The sequence below is a fragment of the Cohnella kolymensis genome, from assembly GCF_000829465.1.
GTDB classification, from domain to species: Bacteria; Bacillota; Bacilli; order Paenibacillales; family Paenibacillaceae; genus Cohnella; species Cohnella kolymensis.
Map to the genome: position 1 here is coordinate 26305 of NZ_JXAL01000005.1, position 18221 is coordinate 44525.

20 protein-coding genes and 1 pseudogene are annotated in these 18221 nt (G+C 52.6%); 17 read left to right on the forward strand and 4 right to left on the reverse strand.

Features of this window, described 5'->3' with window-relative positions; all coding sequences use genetic code 11:
• Nucleotides 1-6 precede the first annotated feature (6 nt).
• Genes SD71_RS25825 through SD71_RS05850 form a run of 3 tightly spaced genes read left to right on the forward strand, consistent with a single transcriptional unit; the run spans nt 7 to nt 1987 of the window.
• Nucleotides 7-153 carry a hypothetical protein gene (locus tag SD71_RS25825; RefSeq protein ID WP_326998706.1) on the forward strand — a complete coding sequence of 49 codons (147 nt, stop codon included), beginning with the start codon at nt 7-9 and terminating at the stop codon, nt 151-153.
• A 19-nt stretch (nt 154-172) separates the two neighbouring features.
• Entirely contained in the window at nt 173-1027 is an 855-nt protein-coding gene (gene fba / locus SD71_RS05845; protein ID WP_041060924.1) for a class II fructose-1,6-bisphosphate aldolase, read from the forward strand.
• An 18-nt stretch (nt 1028-1045) separates the two neighbouring features.
• Nucleotides 1046-1987: a 1-phosphofructokinase family hexose kinase gene (locus SD71_RS05850; protein WP_235427014.1), complete on the forward strand. Its 942-nt coding sequence runs from the start codon at nt 1046-1048 to the stop codon at nt 1985-1987.
• Nucleotides 1988-2004: 17 nt separating this feature from the next.
• Here the strand turns inward: SD71_RS05850 and SD71_RS05855 are convergent, their stop codons facing one another.
• Both SD71_RS05855 and SD71_RS05860 read right to left on the reverse strand, forming a co-directional pair.
• Nucleotides 2005-3048: a ThiF family adenylyltransferase gene (locus tag SD71_RS05855; protein WP_041060926.1), complete on the reverse strand. Its 1044-nt coding sequence runs from the start codon at nt 3046-3048 to the stop codon at nt 2005-2007.
• Nucleotides 3045-3809, reverse strand: a complete 765-nt coding sequence (locus SD71_RS05860) for a molybdenum cofactor biosynthesis protein MoaE (RefSeq protein ID WP_041060928.1) — start codon at nt 3807-3809, stop codon at nt 3045-3047. The genes SD71_RS05855 and SD71_RS05860 overlap by 4 nt, the downstream gene beginning before the upstream one ends.
• Nucleotides 3810-3931: 122 nt before the next feature.
• Here SD71_RS05860 and SD71_RS22030 point away from each other — a divergent pair, with 122 nt between their 5' ends.
• The 13 genes and pseudogenes from SD71_RS22030 (at nt 3932) to SD71_RS05910 (ending at nt 14659) form a co-directional block, all read left to right on the forward strand.
• Nucleotides 3932-4402, forward strand: coding sequence for a bifunctional UDP-sugar hydrolase/5'-nucleotidase (locus SD71_RS22030; protein ID WP_161793342.1), 471 nt, complete (start codon nt 3932-3934; stop codon nt 4400-4402).
• 61 nt (nt 4403-4463) lie between these two features.
• Nucleotides 4464-5420 carry a bifunctional metallophosphatase/5'-nucleotidase gene (locus SD71_RS05865; protein WP_052476008.1) on the forward strand — a complete coding sequence of 319 codons (957 nt, stop codon included), beginning with the start codon at nt 4464-4466 and terminating at the stop codon, nt 5418-5420.
• Nucleotides 5421-5447: 27 nt separating this feature from the next.
• Nucleotides 5448-6302, forward strand: coding sequence for an undecaprenyl-diphosphate phosphatase (locus SD71_RS05870; RefSeq protein ID WP_152619352.1), 855 nt, complete (start codon nt 5448-5450; stop codon nt 6300-6302).
• 152 nt (nt 6303-6454) lie between these two features.
• Nucleotides 6455-7567, forward strand: coding sequence for an HD-GYP domain-containing protein (locus tag SD71_RS05875; protein WP_052476009.1), 1113 nt, complete (start codon nt 6455-6457; stop codon nt 7565-7567).
• A gap of 123 nt (nt 7568-7690) precedes the next feature.
• Nucleotides 7691-8845, forward strand: a complete 1155-nt coding sequence (yfkAB, locus tag SD71_RS05880) for a radical SAM/CxCxxxxC motif protein YfkAB (protein ID WP_052476010.1) — start codon at nt 7691-7693, stop codon at nt 8843-8845.
• 56 nt (nt 8846-8901) lie between these two features.
• Nucleotides 8902-10259 (forward strand): annotated as a pseudogene (locus tag SD71_RS05885) (hemolysin family protein).
• A 32-nt stretch (nt 10260-10291) separates the two neighbouring features.
• A complete protein-coding gene (gene ytvI / locus SD71_RS05890) occupies nt 10292-11326 on the forward strand; it encodes a sporulation integral membrane protein YtvI (RefSeq protein ID WP_041060930.1) in 1035 nt (344 codons plus the stop codon).
• Between the two features lie 172 nt (nt 11327-11498).
• A complete protein-coding gene (locus SD71_RS22910) occupies nt 11499-11732 on the forward strand; it encodes a spore coat associated protein CotJA (protein ID WP_082034077.1) in 234 nt (77 codons plus the stop codon).
• Nucleotides 11733-11832: 100 nt separating this feature from the next.
• Nucleotides 11833-12057, forward strand: a complete 225-nt coding sequence (locus SD71_RS05895) for a spore coat protein CotJB (protein WP_052476015.1) — start codon at nt 11833-11835, stop codon at nt 12055-12057.
• Nucleotides 12058-12072: 15 nt separating this feature from the next.
• Entirely contained in the window at nt 12073-12642 is a 570-nt protein-coding gene (locus SD71_RS05900) for a manganese catalase family protein (RefSeq protein ID WP_041060932.1), read from the forward strand.
• 192 nt (nt 12643-12834) lie between these two features.
• Nucleotides 12835-13134, forward strand: coding sequence for a hypothetical protein (locus SD71_RS05905; RefSeq protein ID WP_152619353.1), 300 nt, complete (start codon nt 12835-12837; stop codon nt 13132-13134).
• On the forward strand, nt 13097-13285 hold the full coding sequence (locus tag SD71_RS23480) for a hypothetical protein (protein ID WP_152619354.1): 189 nt from the start codon (nt 13097-13099) through the stop codon (nt 13283-13285). Before SD71_RS05905 ends, SD71_RS23480 begins: the two co-directional genes overlap by 38 nt.
• A 33-nt stretch (nt 13286-13318) precedes the next feature.
• Complete coding sequence (locus SD71_RS05910; RefSeq protein WP_200889565.1) at nt 13319-14659, forward strand: flotillin family protein; 1341 nt, start codon at nt 13319-13321, stop codon at nt 14657-14659.
• Nucleotides 14660-15007: 348 nt separating this feature from the next.
• On the opposite strand, the gene SD71_RS05915 is transcribed toward SD71_RS05910, so the two are convergent.
• Nucleotides 15008-15922 carry a transposase gene (locus SD71_RS05915; RefSeq protein ID WP_052476011.1) on the reverse strand — a complete coding sequence of 305 codons (915 nt, stop codon included), beginning with the start codon at nt 15920-15922 and terminating at the stop codon, nt 15008-15010.
• Nucleotides 15923-16278: 356 nt separating this feature from the next.
• On the opposite strand from SD71_RS05915, the gene SD71_RS05920 reads away from it, so the two are divergent.
• Entirely contained in the window at nt 16279-16983 is a 705-nt protein-coding gene (locus SD71_RS05920) for an HAD family hydrolase (protein ID WP_041060937.1), read from the forward strand.
• 10 nt (nt 16984-16993) lie between these two features.
• Here the strand turns inward: SD71_RS05920 and SD71_RS05925 are convergent, their stop codons facing one another.
• On the reverse strand, nt 16994-18220 hold the full coding sequence (locus SD71_RS05925; RefSeq protein WP_052476012.1) for a YheC/YheD family endospore coat-associated protein: 1227 nt from the start codon (nt 18218-18220) through the stop codon (nt 16994-16996).
• Nucleotide 18221: the final 1 nt, after the last annotated feature.

The following is an 18221-nucleotide window of genomic DNA, read 5'->3' on the forward strand; positions in this document are numbered from 1 at the left end:
CGGATTTTGGCGCCTCTTCGCCGGGAACTGTATGACAATCTGCTGCCGGATTATCGTGAAGGCTTGAAGGTTGTCACCGCGGAGCACAACGACGATGCCGGTATCATCGGAAGCGCAATGTACGCGGAAATGCGGTTTACTACGAGATCCTGACAATCGGGGGAATGATACGATGGCTTTGATTTCATCAACGAAGCTGCTTCAAGCCGCGCGTGCGGGCGGCTACTGTATCGGGGCATTCAATGTGCACACATTGGAGATGCTGCAGGCTGTAGTGGAAGCTGCGGAGGAAACGAAGTCCCCGCTGATCATTCAATCAACCGTCGGTACGGTGAAGCATTTGGGGGCGGATTATATCGCGGCTGCTGCGACAATCGCGTCGAATCGCTCTCAAGTGCCGATCGCTCTTCATTTGGATCATTGCTCTGATTTTAACATCATCATGCAGTGTATCCGGGCCGGTTATACATCCGTCATGATCGATGCGTCTCATCATCCGTTCGATGAGAATGTGGCCGCAACGCGTAAAGTCGTGGAAGCGGCTGACGCGGTAGGTGTCAACGTCGAAGCGGAGCTGGGCCGTGTCGGCGGCGTCGAGGATGATATTGCAGTCGACGACAGAGATGCTCTTCTCGCGGACCCGGAGGAGTGCGCCCGATTTGTGGAGCTTACCGGTGTGCATACGCTGGCACCCGCCATCGGTACCGCACACGGCATTTATCAAGGAGACCCGAATATCGATTTCGACCGTATCGGGCGGATTGCTTCCAAAGTGTCGATTCCTCTGGTTCTGCACGGAGGCTCCGGTATACCCGAAGATCAGGTGAAGCGGTGCGTCGGGCTCGGCATGTCCAAAATGAATGTCGCAACCGAGCTCCGCATCGTCTTTTCGGACGCGATCAAGCAAGTGTTCGCGGCGAATCCCGGCGAGAACGATCCGCGCAAATACATGGTGCCGGCCAAACAAGCTCTTAAAGCCGCAGCCATAGAAAAAATGCGTCTTTGCGGTTCGATCGGCAAAGCGTGAGCCGCGGGAGTGACGACGATGCGCGAACTGATAACCACGGTCGCCTTGAATGCCGCGATCGATAAGACTTATTATTTGGACGAAATATGTAAGGGCACGGTGATGCGGGCGGAAAAGGTGCTTGCCGCGGCCGGAGGAAAAGGAATCAATGTGGCTCGCGTGCTGAAGCAGCTGGGTCACGAGAAGGTGGCTGCCGCAGGATTTGCTGCCGGGCATAACGGGCGGTTCATTGTCGACCACGTGATGGATACGGGCATTGACGCGGAATTTATAACCGTGCCGGGAGAGTCGCGTCTATGTCTTAATTTCATTGACCGCACGGACAATTCCACAACGGAAGTGCTGGAACCTGGCCCGCAAATCGACGGTGAACATTTGGACCTGCTGAAGGAGCGGCTGCAAGAGTTAGCCGGCCGCTCGAAGCTTGTTATTTTCTCAGGCAGTCTCCCTCAAGGTTTGGATTCCGGCTTGTATGCGGATCTTATTCGACTCGCCGATTCCGCCGGCGCCGGGGTTTTCCTCGATGCAAGCGGCGCTCCGCTGGAGCAGGGGATGGAGGCCAAGCCTTCGTTCATCAAGCCCAATGAGGACGAAGTGCGTCCATGGCTGCCGGACGGGGAAGCGCCGGATCTTGTTAAAGCGGTGACAGCTTTAATGGCCAAAGGCATACCGAATGTGGTTATCACGCTTGGAGCCGAGGGGGCGGTGGCCGGCATTGCCGGGAAGATATACCGGGTTCAAATACCGGCTCTGCAAGCGGTCAACACCGTGGGCTGCGGGGATGCCTTCGTTGCGGGCTTCGCCTACGGCCATGTGCGGAGATGGTCCGCCCAGGATTGTTTAAGGCATGCGGCTGCGGCAGGGTGTGCGAATGCGTTGTCACCGATTGCCGGCGATTTGCGTATGGCGGATCACCGGCAGCTGCTCGGGGAGATACGGATCAGTGAGTGGCAGTCTTGAGGCATGCCCTTTCTTTTTTACTCGCCCATTAATTCCGTATATATGCGCCTGGCCGTCACGCTGTCATCCGTACCCATAACCAGAGCTCTCCCGTCCGGAAACAGGACAAAGGTAAGACCGTCCGTCCGATGCAGCCGGAGAAGGTACGCGTTGATTTCCACTTTTCCTAGAGAATCCCAACGGCCGGCAATAAGGCTCAAATCCAGCACCTGTGTCTGGGACGGGCTGACCTGCACGGTATTGCGTCCACATAACGATGCCGTCAATGTCTCTTCCCGTCTTCCTTCTAATAAATCGAATTCCCGCCGGGCGCAAACCGGGCAATCCGGTTTCTTGGCGCTGGCAATACCGATGGAATGCCATTGATTCGTCCACAAATCGATTTGCAGCAGCGAGCCATGTAAAGCTTGCTCGCTGCCGGTCAATAACTTGATGGCTTCCATGGATTGCACGGAACCTACCGTATCGACGATGGGAGCAAGCACACCTGCCGTCTCGCACGTATCCACAGCGCCTCCGGGCGGAGCGTCGGGAAACATGCAGGCGAAACAAGGGGTAACTCCCGGACGGATCGTCATCGACATGCCCGAAGACGCGACGGCGCCGCCGTAGATCCACGGTATTCCATGTTTCACGCTGAACTCGTTCATCAGATACCTGGCGTTAAAATTGTCGCTTCCGTCCAAGACTATATCCGCGCCGGACAATAAGCTCTCGGCATTATAGGAAGATAAATCCGCAATATAGGGTAACAGCTCGATATCCCCGTTCACCGAGGCCAAACGTTTGGCTGCAGCGGCTGCTTTCGGTGCGCCCGCTTCGGCGTCCGCTTCATCGAACAGCAGCTGCCGCTGCAGATTAGAATGATCCACGATGTCTCTGTCGATCAGCGTAAGTTTGCCGACACCCGCCCGTGCCAAATGGTTGGCGATAACACAGCCTAAAGCCCCTAAACCGACAATAGCGGCATGCGCCTGCATAAGCCGGTTTTGTCCGGAGCGGCCGATGGCAGGGTATCGGATTTGGCGGGCGTAACGGATATCGGAACGACTCGAACTCATTTCGCCGATCCTCCGAAACCGTCGATCTCGGCCATCGGATTCCAAGGCCCAAGCTGATGCCCTTTCCACTCCGTTCCGTCCTCGTACACTTCCTTTTTCCAGATCGGAACTTTCTGCTTCAGTCTCTCGATGGCATAACGGCTCGCCTCGTAGCTTTCAGCGCGGTGGGGCGATGATACGGCGATTACGACGCTGATTTCATTAATGCCGACCGTTCCGATCCGATGAGCAATCGCGCACAGCGTACACGGCCATTTCCGCGCAATTTCTTCCCCGATCTGCTCCATCGCAGACTCGGCCATCGGGATGTACGCTTCATATTGCAGTGTGATCGTACGTTGGCCTCGGGTCCACTCCCGGGTCGTTCCGACGAATGCCAAAGCGGCCCCGTGATCCGGATGGGAGATTTGCGCCACCACACTGTCAATGTCCAGCTTTTCCTCCGTAATCAGAAATCGTTTGCCTTCTTTCCGGGACCGCTCTCCCGTCACGTCCACATCACTACCGCCGGAAACGGGAGGAAGCAGTGCGAGCTCATCGTCTTTGAGCACCACAGCTTCATCGTCGGCGTATGACTGATTTTGCGCCATAAAACATAGGCTAAGAAGATCGGCTTGTTCAGGAAACTGCTTCATCAGCCGGTCTTTGATCTGGCGAACGGTGAGCTGGGGCTCTTCCCAAGAAGGCTGCAAACTGCGCGTTGAAAGCCGTTCGGCAAGCCCTGCAAAAAGCGATATATGCCAATTGTTCGTAGTCGTCATATGTAAATTACCTCCCAAGAACCTCCATCTTGTCATCGTTCAAAGCATACCATATCGTTTCCGGAAATGTTATGCTAGAGAAGCATCGCATCGGCCCGGCAGTAACGCCGGGAGAGCCGCGGATGCCGCAAATCTGCGGTAAGGAGAGAAGAGCTTTGTCCGTCACCGAACCTTACGTAACTTTGACCCTGCTGCATACGAATGATTTACATAGCCATTTCGAGGCATCGGCGCAGATCGCGGAGTATGTCGCCGGGGTAAGACGCCAGGTGCCCGCAGACCGGTTGATGCTTGTCGATTGCGGAGATTTTCTGGACCGTGTGAGGATCGAGACCGAGGGCACGCAAGGCGCGGCTAATCGTGCGATGCTGGAAGCGATCGGTTACGATGCGGTGACGATCGGCAATAACGAAGGCTTAACCTATACGCCTGAGCAGTTGGATGCGCTTTTTGACGGAATGCCTATTCCGGTCGTATGCGCCAATATGATACGCCAAGGTCCGGTACAGCGGCCCGATTGGATGGTCCCGGCTTTCACGATGGAGAAGTCCGGCGTGCGCGTCGGTTATATCGGGCTGAACCGCTGCCTTTAACGATTATTATCAATTATTAGGGTGGACTGCTCTCGACCCGCTCGAGACGGCGAAGCATTGGGTGGAGAAGATCCGCAAGCACGTGGACGTGCTGGTCGTACTCTCTCATTTGGGGATCCGCTATGACGAGAAGCTGGCTGAAACCGTGGAAGGCATTGATATTATACTTGGAGCGCATACGCATCATCTGTTGGAAACGCCTCTGACAAGAGGCGGAACGACGATTGCCGCTGCCGGCAAGTTCGGCCGGCATATCGGCCATTTGGAACTCCAGTACTCACAGCGTGATGGAGAGCTAAAGGTAACAGGCGGCTGTGAAGCTCTGGATGACTTTCCGGAGCATTCCGGCGTAAGCCGGCTTGTGGATTCGTTTCGGAATCAAGCCCGGATAGTGATGAGCAGGCAGATTGCCGTGCTGGCTGAGCCGATGGAATGGCATCCATTCAAGGAATCTCCATTGGCTGCATTGCTTGCTTGCGCCGTCAGGCAGACGACTTCGGCGGAAATCGGGCTCGTCAATACCGGGCAGCTGCTTCAGGGGCTTCCCGCGGGTCCCGTCACGGAAGAAACGATTCACGCCATATGCCCGTCACCGATTAATCTGTGCACGATGACACTCCAAGGCGCACTAATCCTTAGGGCTTTGGAAGAGAGCCTGCTGCCGGAATTCTACAAGCTTGAAATCCGCGGATTCGGGTTCCGCGGCCGGATGCTCGGTACGCTTTGCATCGACGGTATGAAAATTGTGGCAGACCTATCCAGGCCCCATTATGATAAAATCATACAAGTCATGGTTAATGGAGAACCGCTCACCGCAAACAGAGATTATCGGGTGGGCACTTTGGATATGTTCACGTTTGGCGCCGGCTATGTCGGGTTAAAAGAAGGGCGGGACATCCGCTACTTGCTGCCTGCGTTTATCCGCGACGTTCTAATCGACGCTCTTAACGATCCCTCACTTGTGGCGGATTGCCGAAATCCGCGCTGGCGGCTGAAGGGACAAGATGGTCACAACTAAACACATAACAGGAGTGAGTGAACGCACATGCTGGATTGGTTTGATTCTATTATTCTAGGTATTGTCGAAGGCTTAACGGAATTTCTGCCCGTATCTTCTACAGGGCATATGATATTGACGAACAAATTGCTCGGTTATGGCGACAATATACCGGAACAGCTCAAAACTTTTGAAATCGTCATTCAGTTTGCAGCCATCCTGGCCATTGCAATCGTATACCGGGATAAAATATTCCAGGTTCTAGGGTTCGGGCGCAAGGAAACGGTGAAGGGCTTGTCTGTAGACGCCTTGCCGACCCGCCGGTTGAACCTGATTCACGTGCTGCTTGGAATCGTTCCGCCTTTGGTAGCGGCATTCTTATTCCGAGATTATATTAAAGGCGGCGGCTTTAACTACGTGCCCGTTCTGTGGGCGCTTGTCGTCGGCGGTATATATATGTGGATATCGGAAGTGCTTTACGACTCCGGCAAAATCAAGCGCACCGCGGAGACGATGGATGATATTACGTATAAGCAGGCTCTTATCATAGGCTTCATCCAGTGCGTATCCGCTTTGTGGCCGGGCTTTTCCCGGTCGGGCTCGACCATTGCCGGCGGCATGCTTACAGGCCTCAGCTACCGGGCTTCCGCGGACTTCTCGTTCTTTATCGCAATCCCGATCATGACCGCCGCCACGGGCTACGAGCTGCTTACCAACATCGATCAATTCCGCTCCGGCGCCATTGATGTCGGATTTTTAGTGACCGGCTTTATTGTCTCGTTTGTGGTGGCCTGGATTGTGGTGGTCGCGTTCCTGAAGGTATTGCAAAAAGTTAAGCTCAAATACTTTGCTTGGTACAGATTTGCACTAGCTGCTATATTTTACCTGTTCATCTTACGATAATGTACGGAAAATGAAGCATTTTGTCGGATAATTGCCGAAAATCCTTGCCCTTCGTCCGGAAATATCTTACATTAGCAGTAGGTGCTATAATGTGAGGTTTCGGAGCCATCTGATTTACTGCACGCCGGATGGAGAAGGAGGGGGCTTAGCGGATGCGCATGATGCCGATTTCGCTTTGTCGGCCGGGAATGAAGCTGGCTAAGAAAATCTTTAACGATGATGGCGTCGTGCTCCTGGCGGAAGGTGTCGAATTGACTTCGACACTGATCCGGCGATTGGGCGAATGCGGAATTAGCTTCTTATACATTCAAGATCCACGCACTGCAGATGTAATCATTCCTGACATTTTAAGCGATGAGACACAGAAGCGTTCCATTCAAACGATCCGTACCGTTTTCCGGGAATTCATCGATCAGCCCGCGAAACGGAAAACCACTACGTATCCTTACGTAGGACGCGCGTTAAGGCAAGTGATGCATTCCATAATCGATGATCTGAGCCGCAATAAGGATGCAATGATCATGACGATGAATCTGCAAACCGTCGATCATTACCTGTACGCACACTCTTTGAACGTATGTGTGTATGCGACGCTGCTCGGAATGGCTCACGGGTACAATCAAGATCAGCTTCTCACCTTGGGGCTGGGAGCATTGCTGCACGATATTGGGAAAACCCAAATTTCCATGCAGATTCTATTGAAGCCCGCAATGTTGACCTCTTATGAATTCGAAGAAATGAAGAGGCACGCGGAACGAGGTTTCTATTTGTTGAAGGATGAGCCCAACATTCCCCTGCTGGCCGCTCACTGCGCGTATCAGCACCACGAAAGGCTGAACGGGTCCGGTTATCCCCGCGGGATCAAGGGTTCGGAGATTCACGAGTATGCCAAATGGATTGCAATCGTAGATTCCTATGAAGCCATGACCGGCCAGCGGGTATACCGGGATGCGATGCTTCCGCATCAGGCGGTGGAAGCTTTATACGCAGGCAGCGGCACTTTATACGATACATATATGCTTAAGATGTTCCGCGACAAGGTTGCGATATATCCGATCGGCGTCACCGTGGAGCTGAGTACGGGAGAAACTGCGGTCGTTGTCGATATCAACTCTTCTTATATGCAGCGCCCGATTGTTCGTGTGCTTACGGATCATGAAGGCCATGAGCTTTCTGAGCCTTTCGATCTGGATTTATCCAAGCAGCTGAGCATTGTTATAACGAAAGTACAGATGAGCACCGCAGTAAATCCGATGACCGCGTGACCCGTCCGGGCTGCCCCTTTGCAGAATCTCTGCTGGGGGGCGGCCTTTTTTGCTGGTTTGCTTTTTAAGCCGGCTCACAAGTACAATAAAATAGTAACTTTAGAGATGACAGGAGTATTTGACATGCAAGGTTTTACGATTCCGGCCTCAGCGGCTCCTTTTGCACCGCCGGCAGGCTGGAGAGCTTTATCTCCCGAGTACGACCCGTGGGATCCGATCCGTTCGTTGCAGCAGTATGGACGCCATGAACTGACCAGCGTCGAATTAACGGTGACCCATCTGTGTAACATGCGGTGTGAGCATTGCGCCGTAGGTGACAGCTTGACGATGACGGAAGCGCCCCACATCCCCCTTGATCTGCTGTTTCGGCGGCTGGACGAGGTTGAGCATCTGGAGACGATCAGTCTGACGGGCGGGGAGCCGACCTTGCGCGAGGAAACGGTACGAAACATTTTACTTCCGATATTGAAATACGCTCGTGCGAGGGGCGTCCGCTCTCAGCTTAATTCGAATGTGACGCTGGATTACGAACGTTATGAACGGATTGCGCCGTTTTTGGACGTCATGCATATCTCATTTAACTACACTGAGGCCGAAGATTTTCACCGGGTGGGATTCGCCCGCTCGGGTAACAAAATCCGCTATGAAGCTGTCGAAAAATTGTACGAGCGCATGATGGACAATGCCCGGAAGCTGTCCGAAGGCGGCTTGTTCGTTTCCGCCGAGTCGATGATCAACTTCCGCACGCACGGTAAGATAGCCCTGATCCACCGTCTGATCGACGAAATGGGCTGCAAGCGGCATGAAGTTCATCCGATGTATCCCAGCTCTTTTGCATCCGATCTGCCTGTGATCAGCCGCGATCAGATGCGGGAAGCGGTGACAAGCCTGCTTAATGAACGAAACCCTGACATCTGGATGCTTTTCGGAACCCTTCCTTTTTTCGCTTGCAGCGAAAATCCGGAGGAACACCGTTTAGTGAAACGGCTCGCAGCGGAAACTAATGTTACGGTAAGAAATGATCCGGATGGACGAAATCGGGTAAATGTAAATATATTTAGCGGGGACGTGTATGTAACGGACTTCGCGGCCATTCCGTCTTTTGGCAACGTTAAGGATGAGAAGCTGGACGATGTTTTCGCCCGATGGCGGGAGCATCCGATGCAGCAGGCTGTCAACTGTCATTGTCCCGGTGCCGGCTGCTGCGGCCCGAATTTATTGGTGTCGGACATGTACTACCGCGATACCGATTTTAGAAACAGACGCGCACTCCCCTGAGACAAGACAGACTAAGGACGAGCATGGTTTGAACAAACGGAGGAGTTGGAATCAAATTGGTAGAGCTCGAATGGGGTTCGATATTTTGGAATGTTCTTCTTGTTTTTTTTTCTCGTTTTTATGAACGGCTTTTTCGTGGCGTCGGAGTTTGCGCTGGTGAAGGTGCGGCAATCCCGTCTGACCCAATTGAGCAACGAAGGCAATAAAAAAGCCAAATACGCGTTAAAAGTAAATAAAAAAGCTCGATGCCTATCTGTCGGCAACCCAACTCGGCATCACTTTGGCTTCTCTCGGTTTGGGTTGGGTCGGAGAACCGGCCATAGCCGAATTGATCGTTCAACCTTTATTGACTAACGCCGGCATGGGCGATCCCGCTGTGGTGCACACAATTGCTTTTATCACAGGCTTCTGTATCATCACATTTTTGCATATCGTTCTGGGGGAGTTAGCGCCGAAGTCTCTCGCCATTCAACGCTCCGTCGGCGTATCGCTATGGCTCTCGTGGCCTTTGCTGATGTTCTACCGGATTTTTCTTCCTGCAATCTGGCTGTTGAACGGTGCGGCCCGACAGCTGCTGAAGTGGGTTGGCGTAGAGCCCGTAGGCGAGCATGAGGCGGCGCACACCGAGGAAGAAATCCGTCTTTTGATGGATGAAAGCGCCAAAAGCGGAATTATCGACAAAGACGAGATGACGTTGTTCGATAACGTGTTCGAGTTCGCCGATCGGGTGGCCCGGGAAGTGATGCTTCCCCGAACGGATATGGACTGCTTGTTCACGAACCTTTCTTTTGAAGAAAATATGAAGGTCGTTTATCAGACAAAGCATACTCGCTACCCGGTTTGCGTAGAAGATAAAGATGACATTATCGGGTTTGTACATATCACGGACATCCTGACGTCGGACCCTGATGAGGAACACAGCCTGAAGGAATTTTTACGGCCGATTCTCAGCGTGCCGGAGTCGATGGAAATCGGCAAAGTGCTGAAAATGATGCAGAAAAGGAAATCCCAGCTTGCCATTGTCATTGACGAATATGGCGGGACGGCAGGGATGCTCACCGCGGAGAGCATTATGGAGGAAATCGTCGGCGAAATACATGACGAGTTCGATGATGAACTTCCCAATGTTATCGTTAAAGGCGAGGTGACCTCGGTAGAAGGGCGCATGCTGATCGAGGACGTCAACGATCTGTTCGGTCTGGAAATGGAAGACGAAGAAGTGGATACGATCGGCGGTTGGATTTTCAACAACCTGGAAGGAAATATCGCCAAAGGACAGAAAGTGATTTACAAAGGCTATGTTTTTGAAATCGCGGAGACCGAGCGCTTAAGGGTGCAAAGGGTGCATATTTACCGTAAAAAGCCTGAACCGGCGAAACAGGCTCCGAATCAAGAACAACCGGATAACCGGTAGCGTAGTACGCGTTTTAGGGAGAGGGTAGACGGATGCCGATTCGCACACTTGTGCTCATGGGATTTTCGCTTGGGTTTTTGTACTTGCTGTTTACTGTAGGAGCTCCGTTCCTGCTTGCTTTGGTTGCCGCTATTTTTCTTGAGCCGTTAACGACATTCCTCATGAAGCGCACGCGCATGAACCGATTGGCGGCTTCCACGATTTCCAGCACGGGTTTCACTCTTATATTGGTGGGATTAATGTCATTGCTGGGAATGAAAATCGTCAGCGAACTGGGCAATTTCTTTTCCAAGCTGCCCCAGATGCTTGAAGACGCGAACAATTACATTGTAAATCTGCTGGAGCAATTACAATCATACTCCAAAGACGGGGCGGCGCCGCATCCGGACGAACTGACCGATTGGCTGGGCAGAATCGGAGGCGCTGTAACGCAGCTTGCGGGCAACATTTCCCGAGCTTTTCTCGGCTTCGCATCCGCTATTCCGAATATGTTCATCTTTTTCATCGTGTTCTTGGTTGCCGTCTATTTGTTCACTCTCAGTCTGCCGATGATGAAATTATCGTTTTTATCACTGTTTGAAGATAAATCCCGTCAGCAAGTAGAGCAAGTTCTCGAAAGCCTGCGAAAATCCGTTTTCGGTTTTCTGCGCGCCCAGCTTCTGCTCAGCATGCTGACCTACATCTTATCGTTCACCGGATTGCTGATTCTCGGTACGGGCTATCCCCTGGCCATTGCGCTTCTGATTGTCGTCGTTGATATTCTGCCCGTCCTGGGTACGGGGTCCGTGCTGGTTCCATGGGCAATCTATCAACTTGTTGTTGGAGATGTATTTACCGGTGTGGGTTTAATACTGTTGTTCCTGGTCATTACGGTTGTGCGCAGGGTGGTGGAACCCAAAATTCTTGGAGACGCCGTTGGGATCGGAGCCCTCTCCGCCTTAATTAGCCTGTATGTGGGTTATGCGCTGGTGGGCGTCGTCGGTGTTTTCCTGGGCCCTATCGTGGTCATTGTGTTCATGGCCATGCGCAAGGCCGGATTGTTCGATTTCAAGATCAAGTTTCAGTAATGAATACAGACTGACGCGGCGCCCCGGAATTCTCCGATATGGAGATTTCCGGGGTGTTTGCGTTTCAGGATGTTCGACAGTCTGAGGACAATCGGTAGACGCATAGGATAAAACCGGAGATCAATCGCACGTATTTTCTTTACGGCACAACGAACAAAGGAGGAAATCACTCATGTATGACGCACAGTGGCGGGAGTGGCGGCCTTATGTCAGCCATTGCGATCCGTGCCCTCCCGTACGGGTCAAAAGGTATATCGTGCCCCCCAACCAATATATTCCGTATCAGCCGATGAATCTGCCGCAATTCTCGTTAGATGAAGCTTTATTCCGAGGGACGCTTTGGCCTGCGCTTTACAGTCCATATCCATCCCGGCGATCGCCAAAAGGAGTGACCGTCAATGGCTGACAATGAGGTGAGGGAGGATCTCGCCGACTCCGGCAAAGCGGAAGGCACCGTCAACCCGGAAGAGCGTGCCCGGGGTGATGAAATTTACCGGAGAGAACTGATGGAACTGCAAAAGGTCGATTTCGCACTGGTAGAGTTAAATTTGTATCTGGACACCCATCCCGCGGATATGCAGGCCGTGCAGCAATACAACCAGCTGGCGCAGCGGCGTCTGCAAATGTGCGCGGCATTCGAGCTGAAATATGGACCTCTCATGCATTTCGGCCACAGCTATACCCGATATCCATGGCAGTGGATTGAAACCCCCTGGCCATGGCAGGTTTAATGAGGGGGCGAAGAGATGTGGATCTATGAGAAAAAGCTGCAGTATCCGGTAAAAGTGAGCAAATGCGATCCCCGAATGGCCCGTTATTTGTTGGAGCAGTACGGCGGCGCTGACGGTGAACTTTCAGCCGCTTTGCGCTATCTCAATCAGCGCTACGCGATTCCGGACAAAGTGATCGGCTTGTTGACGGATATCGGCACGGAAGAATTCGCTCATCTCGAGATGATTGCTACCATGATTTACAAACTTACGAAGGACGCCAATGTGGAACAGCTGGAAGCGGCCGGTCTCGGAGCGAACTATGCCGGACACGATCATGCGTTCATCTATCGTGATCCGGAAGGCTTCCCGTGGACTGCGGCTTACATCCAGGCCAAAGGAGACCCGATCGCCGATCTATACGAGGACATAGCCGCCGAGGAGAAAGCCCGGGCCACCTATCAATGGTTGATAGATATGACGGACGATGTCGATTTGCAGGATGGATTGAAGTTTTTACGGGAGCGTGAAATCATTCACTCCATGCGCTTTAAGGAAGCGGTGGAGATTCTCAAGGCCGACCGGGAGCACAAAAAGGTTTATTGAGCGGGTCCGCTTACTGTACATAACCCCTTCCTCGATCTCTTGGAATGGGTTATTTATTTTCACAAAAAAAGGAGAAACTTACCATTCTTGCCTGCGTACTAGTTCATAGATACCATTTTAATTTGAAGAGGAGGTATGTAGTGGAAACGTTAATGATTGTCATTTTTTGCGATAGGAGTCGGATACGCGGTTTTGTCGGCAGTTTTTGGCGGCTTGTTCGGGCTCGATTTTCATGCAGGCGAATTGCCGTACCTGTCACCGACAATTATTGCCGCGTTTCTGACTGTGTTCGGCGGTATCGGCTACATCCTGCTGCACACGACAGGATTGCCCGTTTTGCCGGCAGCAGGCTTGTCGCTTTTGGCGGCTTTAGCAGTATCTTGTACCGTGCTGTTCCTAGTGGTTATACCGCTCTATGCCGCACAGAAAGGACAGGCGCTTTCCGCGAAAAAAGATGATCGGATGCGAAGCCAAAGTCGTCACCTCTATTGAAGCGAAGCGTTTGGGCGAAATCGTCTATGAGCAGGGCGGCGTGCGCCACAGTGCTCCTGCTAAGGCGGAGGAGGGCGCGTTCATTCCGCAAGGTTCCCAGGTACGGATCTTGGACGAGATGGCAGGAACGTTCGTGGTGAAGGAAATCTGATTACATAATCGAACCATGAAAGGGAGAATTCATTTGGCAACGGTCTATATTCCGGTAGGTATTGTCATCGTCATTATTCTGCTTATCGTTGTTTTCGCTTCCCGTTACCGTACCGTTAAGGCGGATGAGGCCATGATCGTGACGGGAGCTTTGACGGGCGACGGTATGAAAATTGTGAAAGCCGGCGGCACATTTCTCTGGCCCGTTGTTCAAAGCGCTTCTTTTCTTTCGCTTCAAGTACAGACAATTGATATACATACTCCCGAAGTCTATACGATGCACGGCGTTCCGGTAATGGTCGACGGCGTCGCGCAAATCAAAATCAAAGGGGACCAGGAATCCATCTCCACTGCCGCCGAGCAGTTCCTCGGGAAACCGGATGAGGAGCTCAAGGGGATCGCAACCCAGACCATGGAAGGTCATCTTCGGGCCATATTGGGCACGATGACCGTCGAAGACGTATACCGCAACCGGGAAGAGTTCGCCAAGAATGTGCAAGAGGTGGCGGCAAGCGACTTGAATAAAATGGGTCTGCAAATCGTTTCCTTCACCATTCGTGACGTCAGAGACAAAAACGGTTATCTGGAAGCCCTCGGTCAGCCGCAAATCGCCTCGGTGAAAAGAGATGCGGAAATCGCGAAAGCAAACGCATACCGCGATGAGCAGGTCGCGAAGTCCAAGGCGCTGGAAGACGGCAAAAAAGCCGAGTTTACGGCTGAGACGAATATTTCGGAAGCGCATAAAGAGATGGAAGTGAAAAAGGCGGAGTTCAAGCAGGAGCAGGACATGAGGAAAGCGGAAGCCGACCAGGCTTATAAGCTGCAAGAAGCCCGCACGATGCAGCTGGTCAAGGCGGAAGAAATGCAAATTCAAGTCATTGAACGGGAGAAGCAGATCGAGCTGGAAGCCAAAGAGATCGACCGGCGAGAGCGGGAGCTTGTGGCGACGGTGAAGAAGCAGGCGGAGGCGGAGCGCTTTGCTCAGGAACAGAAGGCTGAAGCCGACCGTTACCAGATCGAAGCCAAAGCAAAGGCGGAAGCGGAAGCGGTTCGGCTGGCGGGTAACGCGAATGCCGATAAGGAGCGCGCCGAAGGAACCGCGGAAGCCGACGTGATCCGGCTGAAGGGTCTTGCGGAAGCCGAGGCGAAAGACAAAATTGCCGATGCGCTCCGCAAATACGGGGAAGCCGCTGTGATTGAACTCATCATCCAGAAATTGCCGGACATCGCCCGCGCCATCTCCGAGCCGCTGGCAAAAACGGAGAAGATCGTAATTGTCGACGGGGGCGGAAGCGGCACAGGCGGCGGCGCAGGGAAGGTGACCGGTTACGTTACGGACCTGCTCGCCAAAATGCCGGAAACCGTCGGCGCTTGACAGGCGTAGACGTAAACCAAATGCTGAAAAGATTGGCGCAGGGCGACACGGCCATGAAAAAAGATATCACCTCCGGTACATCCGGGGAGTCCAACATCTAATAAGCACTGGGTGCAAAGCCGATTTCCGTATCCGCGGAAGTCGGCTTCACTTTTCGGTCCGACCTCGAAAAGTCCAGGCAAGCCACCGTTCAGCCTCCTGGCAGCTCAGCACCTGCGGCTCCCTTTTGTCGGCATCCCTTTCGCTCAGGTTTTATGATAAGGCCGATATCAGGATATCTTTACTTGTTTTCAAAGTCCGAAAACAAAGCCATGAGGAAAAACAAATTCTAGCATACTACAAAGAAGCTCAACTGGCGGTTTGGGATATTAAACCGGAATTACGTGCTAATCTTGCCGAACGGGCTACGGGGAGTTTTGTGAGTTGTGGATAGGTTATGACCGGTATGAGAGAGCAATCTCTTAGAAGCAGGTTAAACATCGACTTTTTGCGACGGTTCCAAATATAGCAATAATGGTCGAGATAAACTTGTAAATGCTTAGGTCCGATACCTCTAAAAGTCCAGGCAAGCCAACGTTCAGCCTCCTCACAGATCCGCATCAGCGTTCTGTTTACCCTTTTGCCGATACGCCGTGTAACGACTGTTTTGATAACCGCATTAGTATCCACAAAGTCGCGGATGAATGGTGCAGTGTCAAATGAAGCAAAAACGCTTCGCTGCTGTTTCTTGCATTGTTTTTTTATTTTAATATGTATGAGTTCCCTGTCTTTGTTCTCCGATGCTCCGATGATGAGAGGCTGTTCCTGGTTGTGCCAGTCGAAAAAAGGAGAGTATCTGCTGCTATATACCGCATCCGATATCCGCACGAGCCCGCTCAACATTTCTTGAACATCCGCTTCACTCATGGTATGACGAATTTTGTGGCAGATCAGCCAAGCAGTCTTGTATGTCACGCCTATGATTCTGGATAATTGCAGCGCATTAATGCCCGCCGGCCGAGCATGCAGGAAGATAGCCTGGAACCAAAGGCGTAAAGGTGTGCGGCTGCCCTCCATAACTGTGCCTTTGATCAAGGAAGTCTGCGCCCGGCAAGCTGCACATTCGTAAAGAGGTATTCTTCGGGTAGAGATGATATAAGCATGGGAATGATTGCAACGCGGGCATCTGAAGCCATCCGGCCACTTAGCGTCGAACAAGAATTCCGCACACACCTCCTCCTTGTCAAAGCGGCTGGAGACACCCTCAAACGTAAGTTCATCCATAGACACAATCAACCACCTCACTAAACGAACGTATGTTCCTGTAAATACATTTTACCAAACATATGTTCTTATTTCAAGTATGGGTAGAAAAAAAATTCCTTGCCAGCGGGATGTTGATAATGACTTTGAGCAAGGATGCCACCCTGACCGACGGGGATACCGAACAAAGAGGTTCAGCAAGGATACCTTCCTGACTGGCGGGGATACCGAACAAAGAGGTTTAGCAAGGATACCTTCCTGACCGACGGGGATATCGAACAAAGGAGCTGTAACCACGTACTCCGTATGGGCGTGGCCCATCCTTTTGGTCAACACTGATTTACGGTATGATGAGAGAAAAATTGTAGGAGATGTACATGAGCCGGAATAATACGCCACCACTGCCGCAAGCCGTTATTTTCGATCTGGACGGTACCTTGTTTCAAACCGAAACGCTGCTGGAAACCGTACATCAGAGGGTGTTCGGGCAGCTTCGTAATGAGGGGTTGTACATAAAGCCGACACCGCCGATCGATAGGTTACTGGGATCATTGGGGATGCTGCTTACGGATATTTGGAAAAGGGTGATGCCGGACGGTTCGCCGGAAGCTCATGCGCGCGCTAACGAGCTGCTGCTGCTCTATGAGATGGAAGAGCTGGAAGGGGGGCGCGGGCGCTTGTACCCCGGCGTAATCGAAACGCTAACTGAGCTGCGGAATCGCGGTATGCGGCTGTTCATCGCCAGTAACGGACTAGAGGAATATGTAAAAGGCGTACCGGCAGTAAACGGGATAGCGGCCTGGTTCGAAGGCATTTACAGCGCAGGCGAATATGCCACCGCCTCCAAGGTCGATCTGGTACGGAAGCTGCTCGACACCTACAGGGTTGAGCAAGCGTGGATGGTCGGAGACCGGTCATCGGATGTCGAAGCCGGAAAAAGCAATGGCTTGTACGTCGTGGGCTGTGATTATGCCGGATTTCGGCGTGACGGCGAACTGGATGGGGCGGACGCGGTGATCCGATCGTTCCCGGAGCTTCTGACATTAATGCCTAAGCAACAAAGCGGGCCTGAGGCCCGCTAGCCGGCATTGCTTATTCTGAGGCACCTAGCAGGTTCGTATGTTGGCTGCCGTCAGGTGAAGCTTCCTGAGGCTCGGTGAGATTGCCGGGGTCACCCGAGTTATCCGGCGTATCGTCGGATACTTGTAAACTGTGAGCCTTAGAAGTCTGCTGCCGGTGTACCCAAAGCGCGTATTCGATGGGGCGTAGTATGGCCTTCTGATAAACCTCGCTCTCTCCCGCTCTAATGAACACCTCACGCGCCGGTTTCGGATTTACCTCGATGAGCCAGATCCGGCCCTTTCTGTCTATTGCCAGATCCAGTGCCAGCTCGCACAGCGCGCCATAAGAGGATTCCAGATGTCGGGCAACCTTGACGCCGAACGATTCGGCTTTCGTCCGGATCTCGTTGATGGTTTCCTCGCTCTCGATCCATTGCCGCAGCAAGTTGTTCATTGGAACGGCCGCTCCTCCGCCGTGGAGGTTGGAAGTGACGCTCCGAAGCGGACCCACGCGTCCCGCACATCCGGTCACTTCCCACTCCCCGGATCCGTTCTTCTGCACAAGCATGCGATAATCGTGAATACGTCCGTTGGGCAGCTTGATATTTAAACCTTGCTGAACGATATAATGGTCCCCATGCATATCCCAGGCACCCAGAACGATTGCGAGGCTGCTCCGTGATATCCGTCTGGGCTGGACGATACTGCGTGAATGATTACGTCCTTGCAGCAGCAGCGTCCCGTCCTTCTGCCTGTCGATGCGCAAGATGCCGCGCCCGCCTGTTCCGTTAATGGGTTTCAAGTAGACGGTTACGAACTTCTTAAGCAAGGACTTCACATCATCCGGAGATTGAAAGAGCCGGGTTTCGGGAAGATGTGACCTGAGAGCGGAGACATCGGCGAGGGTTCGATGCACCGTCCATTTATTTCGCAGCGGCCGGTTCAGAAAAGTAAGGTGGGAATTACGTTTACGGTAAGCGAGCAGCTGCTCGAAACGCCGGCTTTTTTGGTAGCGGCAGCGATCGTATATGATTTCAGGCGGCCGTACCCACCGCTTGGTCCATCGTTTCGCTGCGGGTTTGTATATCAAAGCCCGGATGCGTTGGTCGTCTTCGGCGACATCTTCAGGGGTATACACGAAAATCTTCATACCCATCCTGGCGCCGGCAGTTATCATTTTTTCGTAAATCGGCCGTTCCTCCAGCGCCTTGCGATCGTTTAAATACAGGGTCAGAATACCGACAACCGGCTTTGACACG

Bases quoted from the DNA above. Each gene is read 5' to 3' on its own strand.
- fba (WP_041060924.1), top strand. From the start codon at position 173: ATGGCTTTGATTTCATCAACGAAGCTGCTTCAAGCCGCGCGTGCGGGC.
- SD71_RS05850 (WP_235427014.1), top strand. From the start codon at position 1,046: ATGCGCGAACTGATAACCACGGTCGCCTTGAATGCCGCGATCGATAAG.
- SD71_RS05855 (WP_041060926.1), bottom strand. From the start codon at position 3,048: ATGAGTTCGAGTCGTTCCGATATCCGTTACGCCCGCCAAATCCGATAC.
- SD71_RS05860 (WP_041060928.1), bottom strand. From the start codon at position 3,809: ATGACGACTACGAACAATTGGCATATATCGCTTTTTGCAGGGCTTGCC.
- SD71_RS22030 (WP_161793342.1), top strand. From the start codon at position 3,932: ATGCCGCAAATCTGCGGTAAGGAGAGAAGAGCTTTGTCCGTCACCGAA.
- SD71_RS05870 (WP_152619352.1), top strand. From the start codon at position 5,448: ATGCTGGATTGGTTTGATTCTATTATTCTAGGTATTGTCGAAGGCTTA.
- SD71_RS05875 (WP_052476009.1), top strand. From the start codon at position 6,455: ATGCGCATGATGCCGATTTCGCTTTGTCGGCCGGGAATGAAGCTGGCT.
- yfkAB (WP_052476010.1), top strand. From the start codon at position 7,691: ATGCAAGGTTTTACGATTCCGGCCTCAGCGGCTCCTTTTGCACCGCCG.
- ytvI (WP_041060930.1), top strand. From the start codon at position 10,292: ATGCCGATTCGCACACTTGTGCTCATGGGATTTTCGCTTGGGTTTTTG.
- SD71_RS22910 (WP_082034077.1), top strand. From the start codon at position 11,499: ATGTATGACGCACAGTGGCGGGAGTGGCGGCCTTATGTCAGCCATTGC.
- SD71_RS05895 (WP_052476015.1), top strand. From the start codon at position 11,833: ATGGAACTGCAAAAGGTCGATTTCGCACTGGTAGAGTTAAATTTGTAT.
- SD71_RS05900 (WP_041060932.1), top strand. From the start codon at position 12,073: ATGTGGATCTATGAGAAAAAGCTGCAGTATCCGGTAAAAGTGAGCAAA.
- SD71_RS23480 (WP_152619354.1), top strand. From the start codon at position 13,097: ATGATCGGATGCGAAGCCAAAGTCGTCACCTCTATTGAAGCGAAGCGT.
- SD71_RS05915 (WP_052476011.1), bottom strand. From the start codon at position 15,922: ATGGATGAACTTACGTTTGAGGGTGTCTCCAGCCGCTTTGACAAGGAG.
- SD71_RS05920 (WP_041060937.1), top strand. From the start codon at position 16,279: ATGAGCCGGAATAATACGCCACCACTGCCGCAAGCCGTTATTTTCGAT.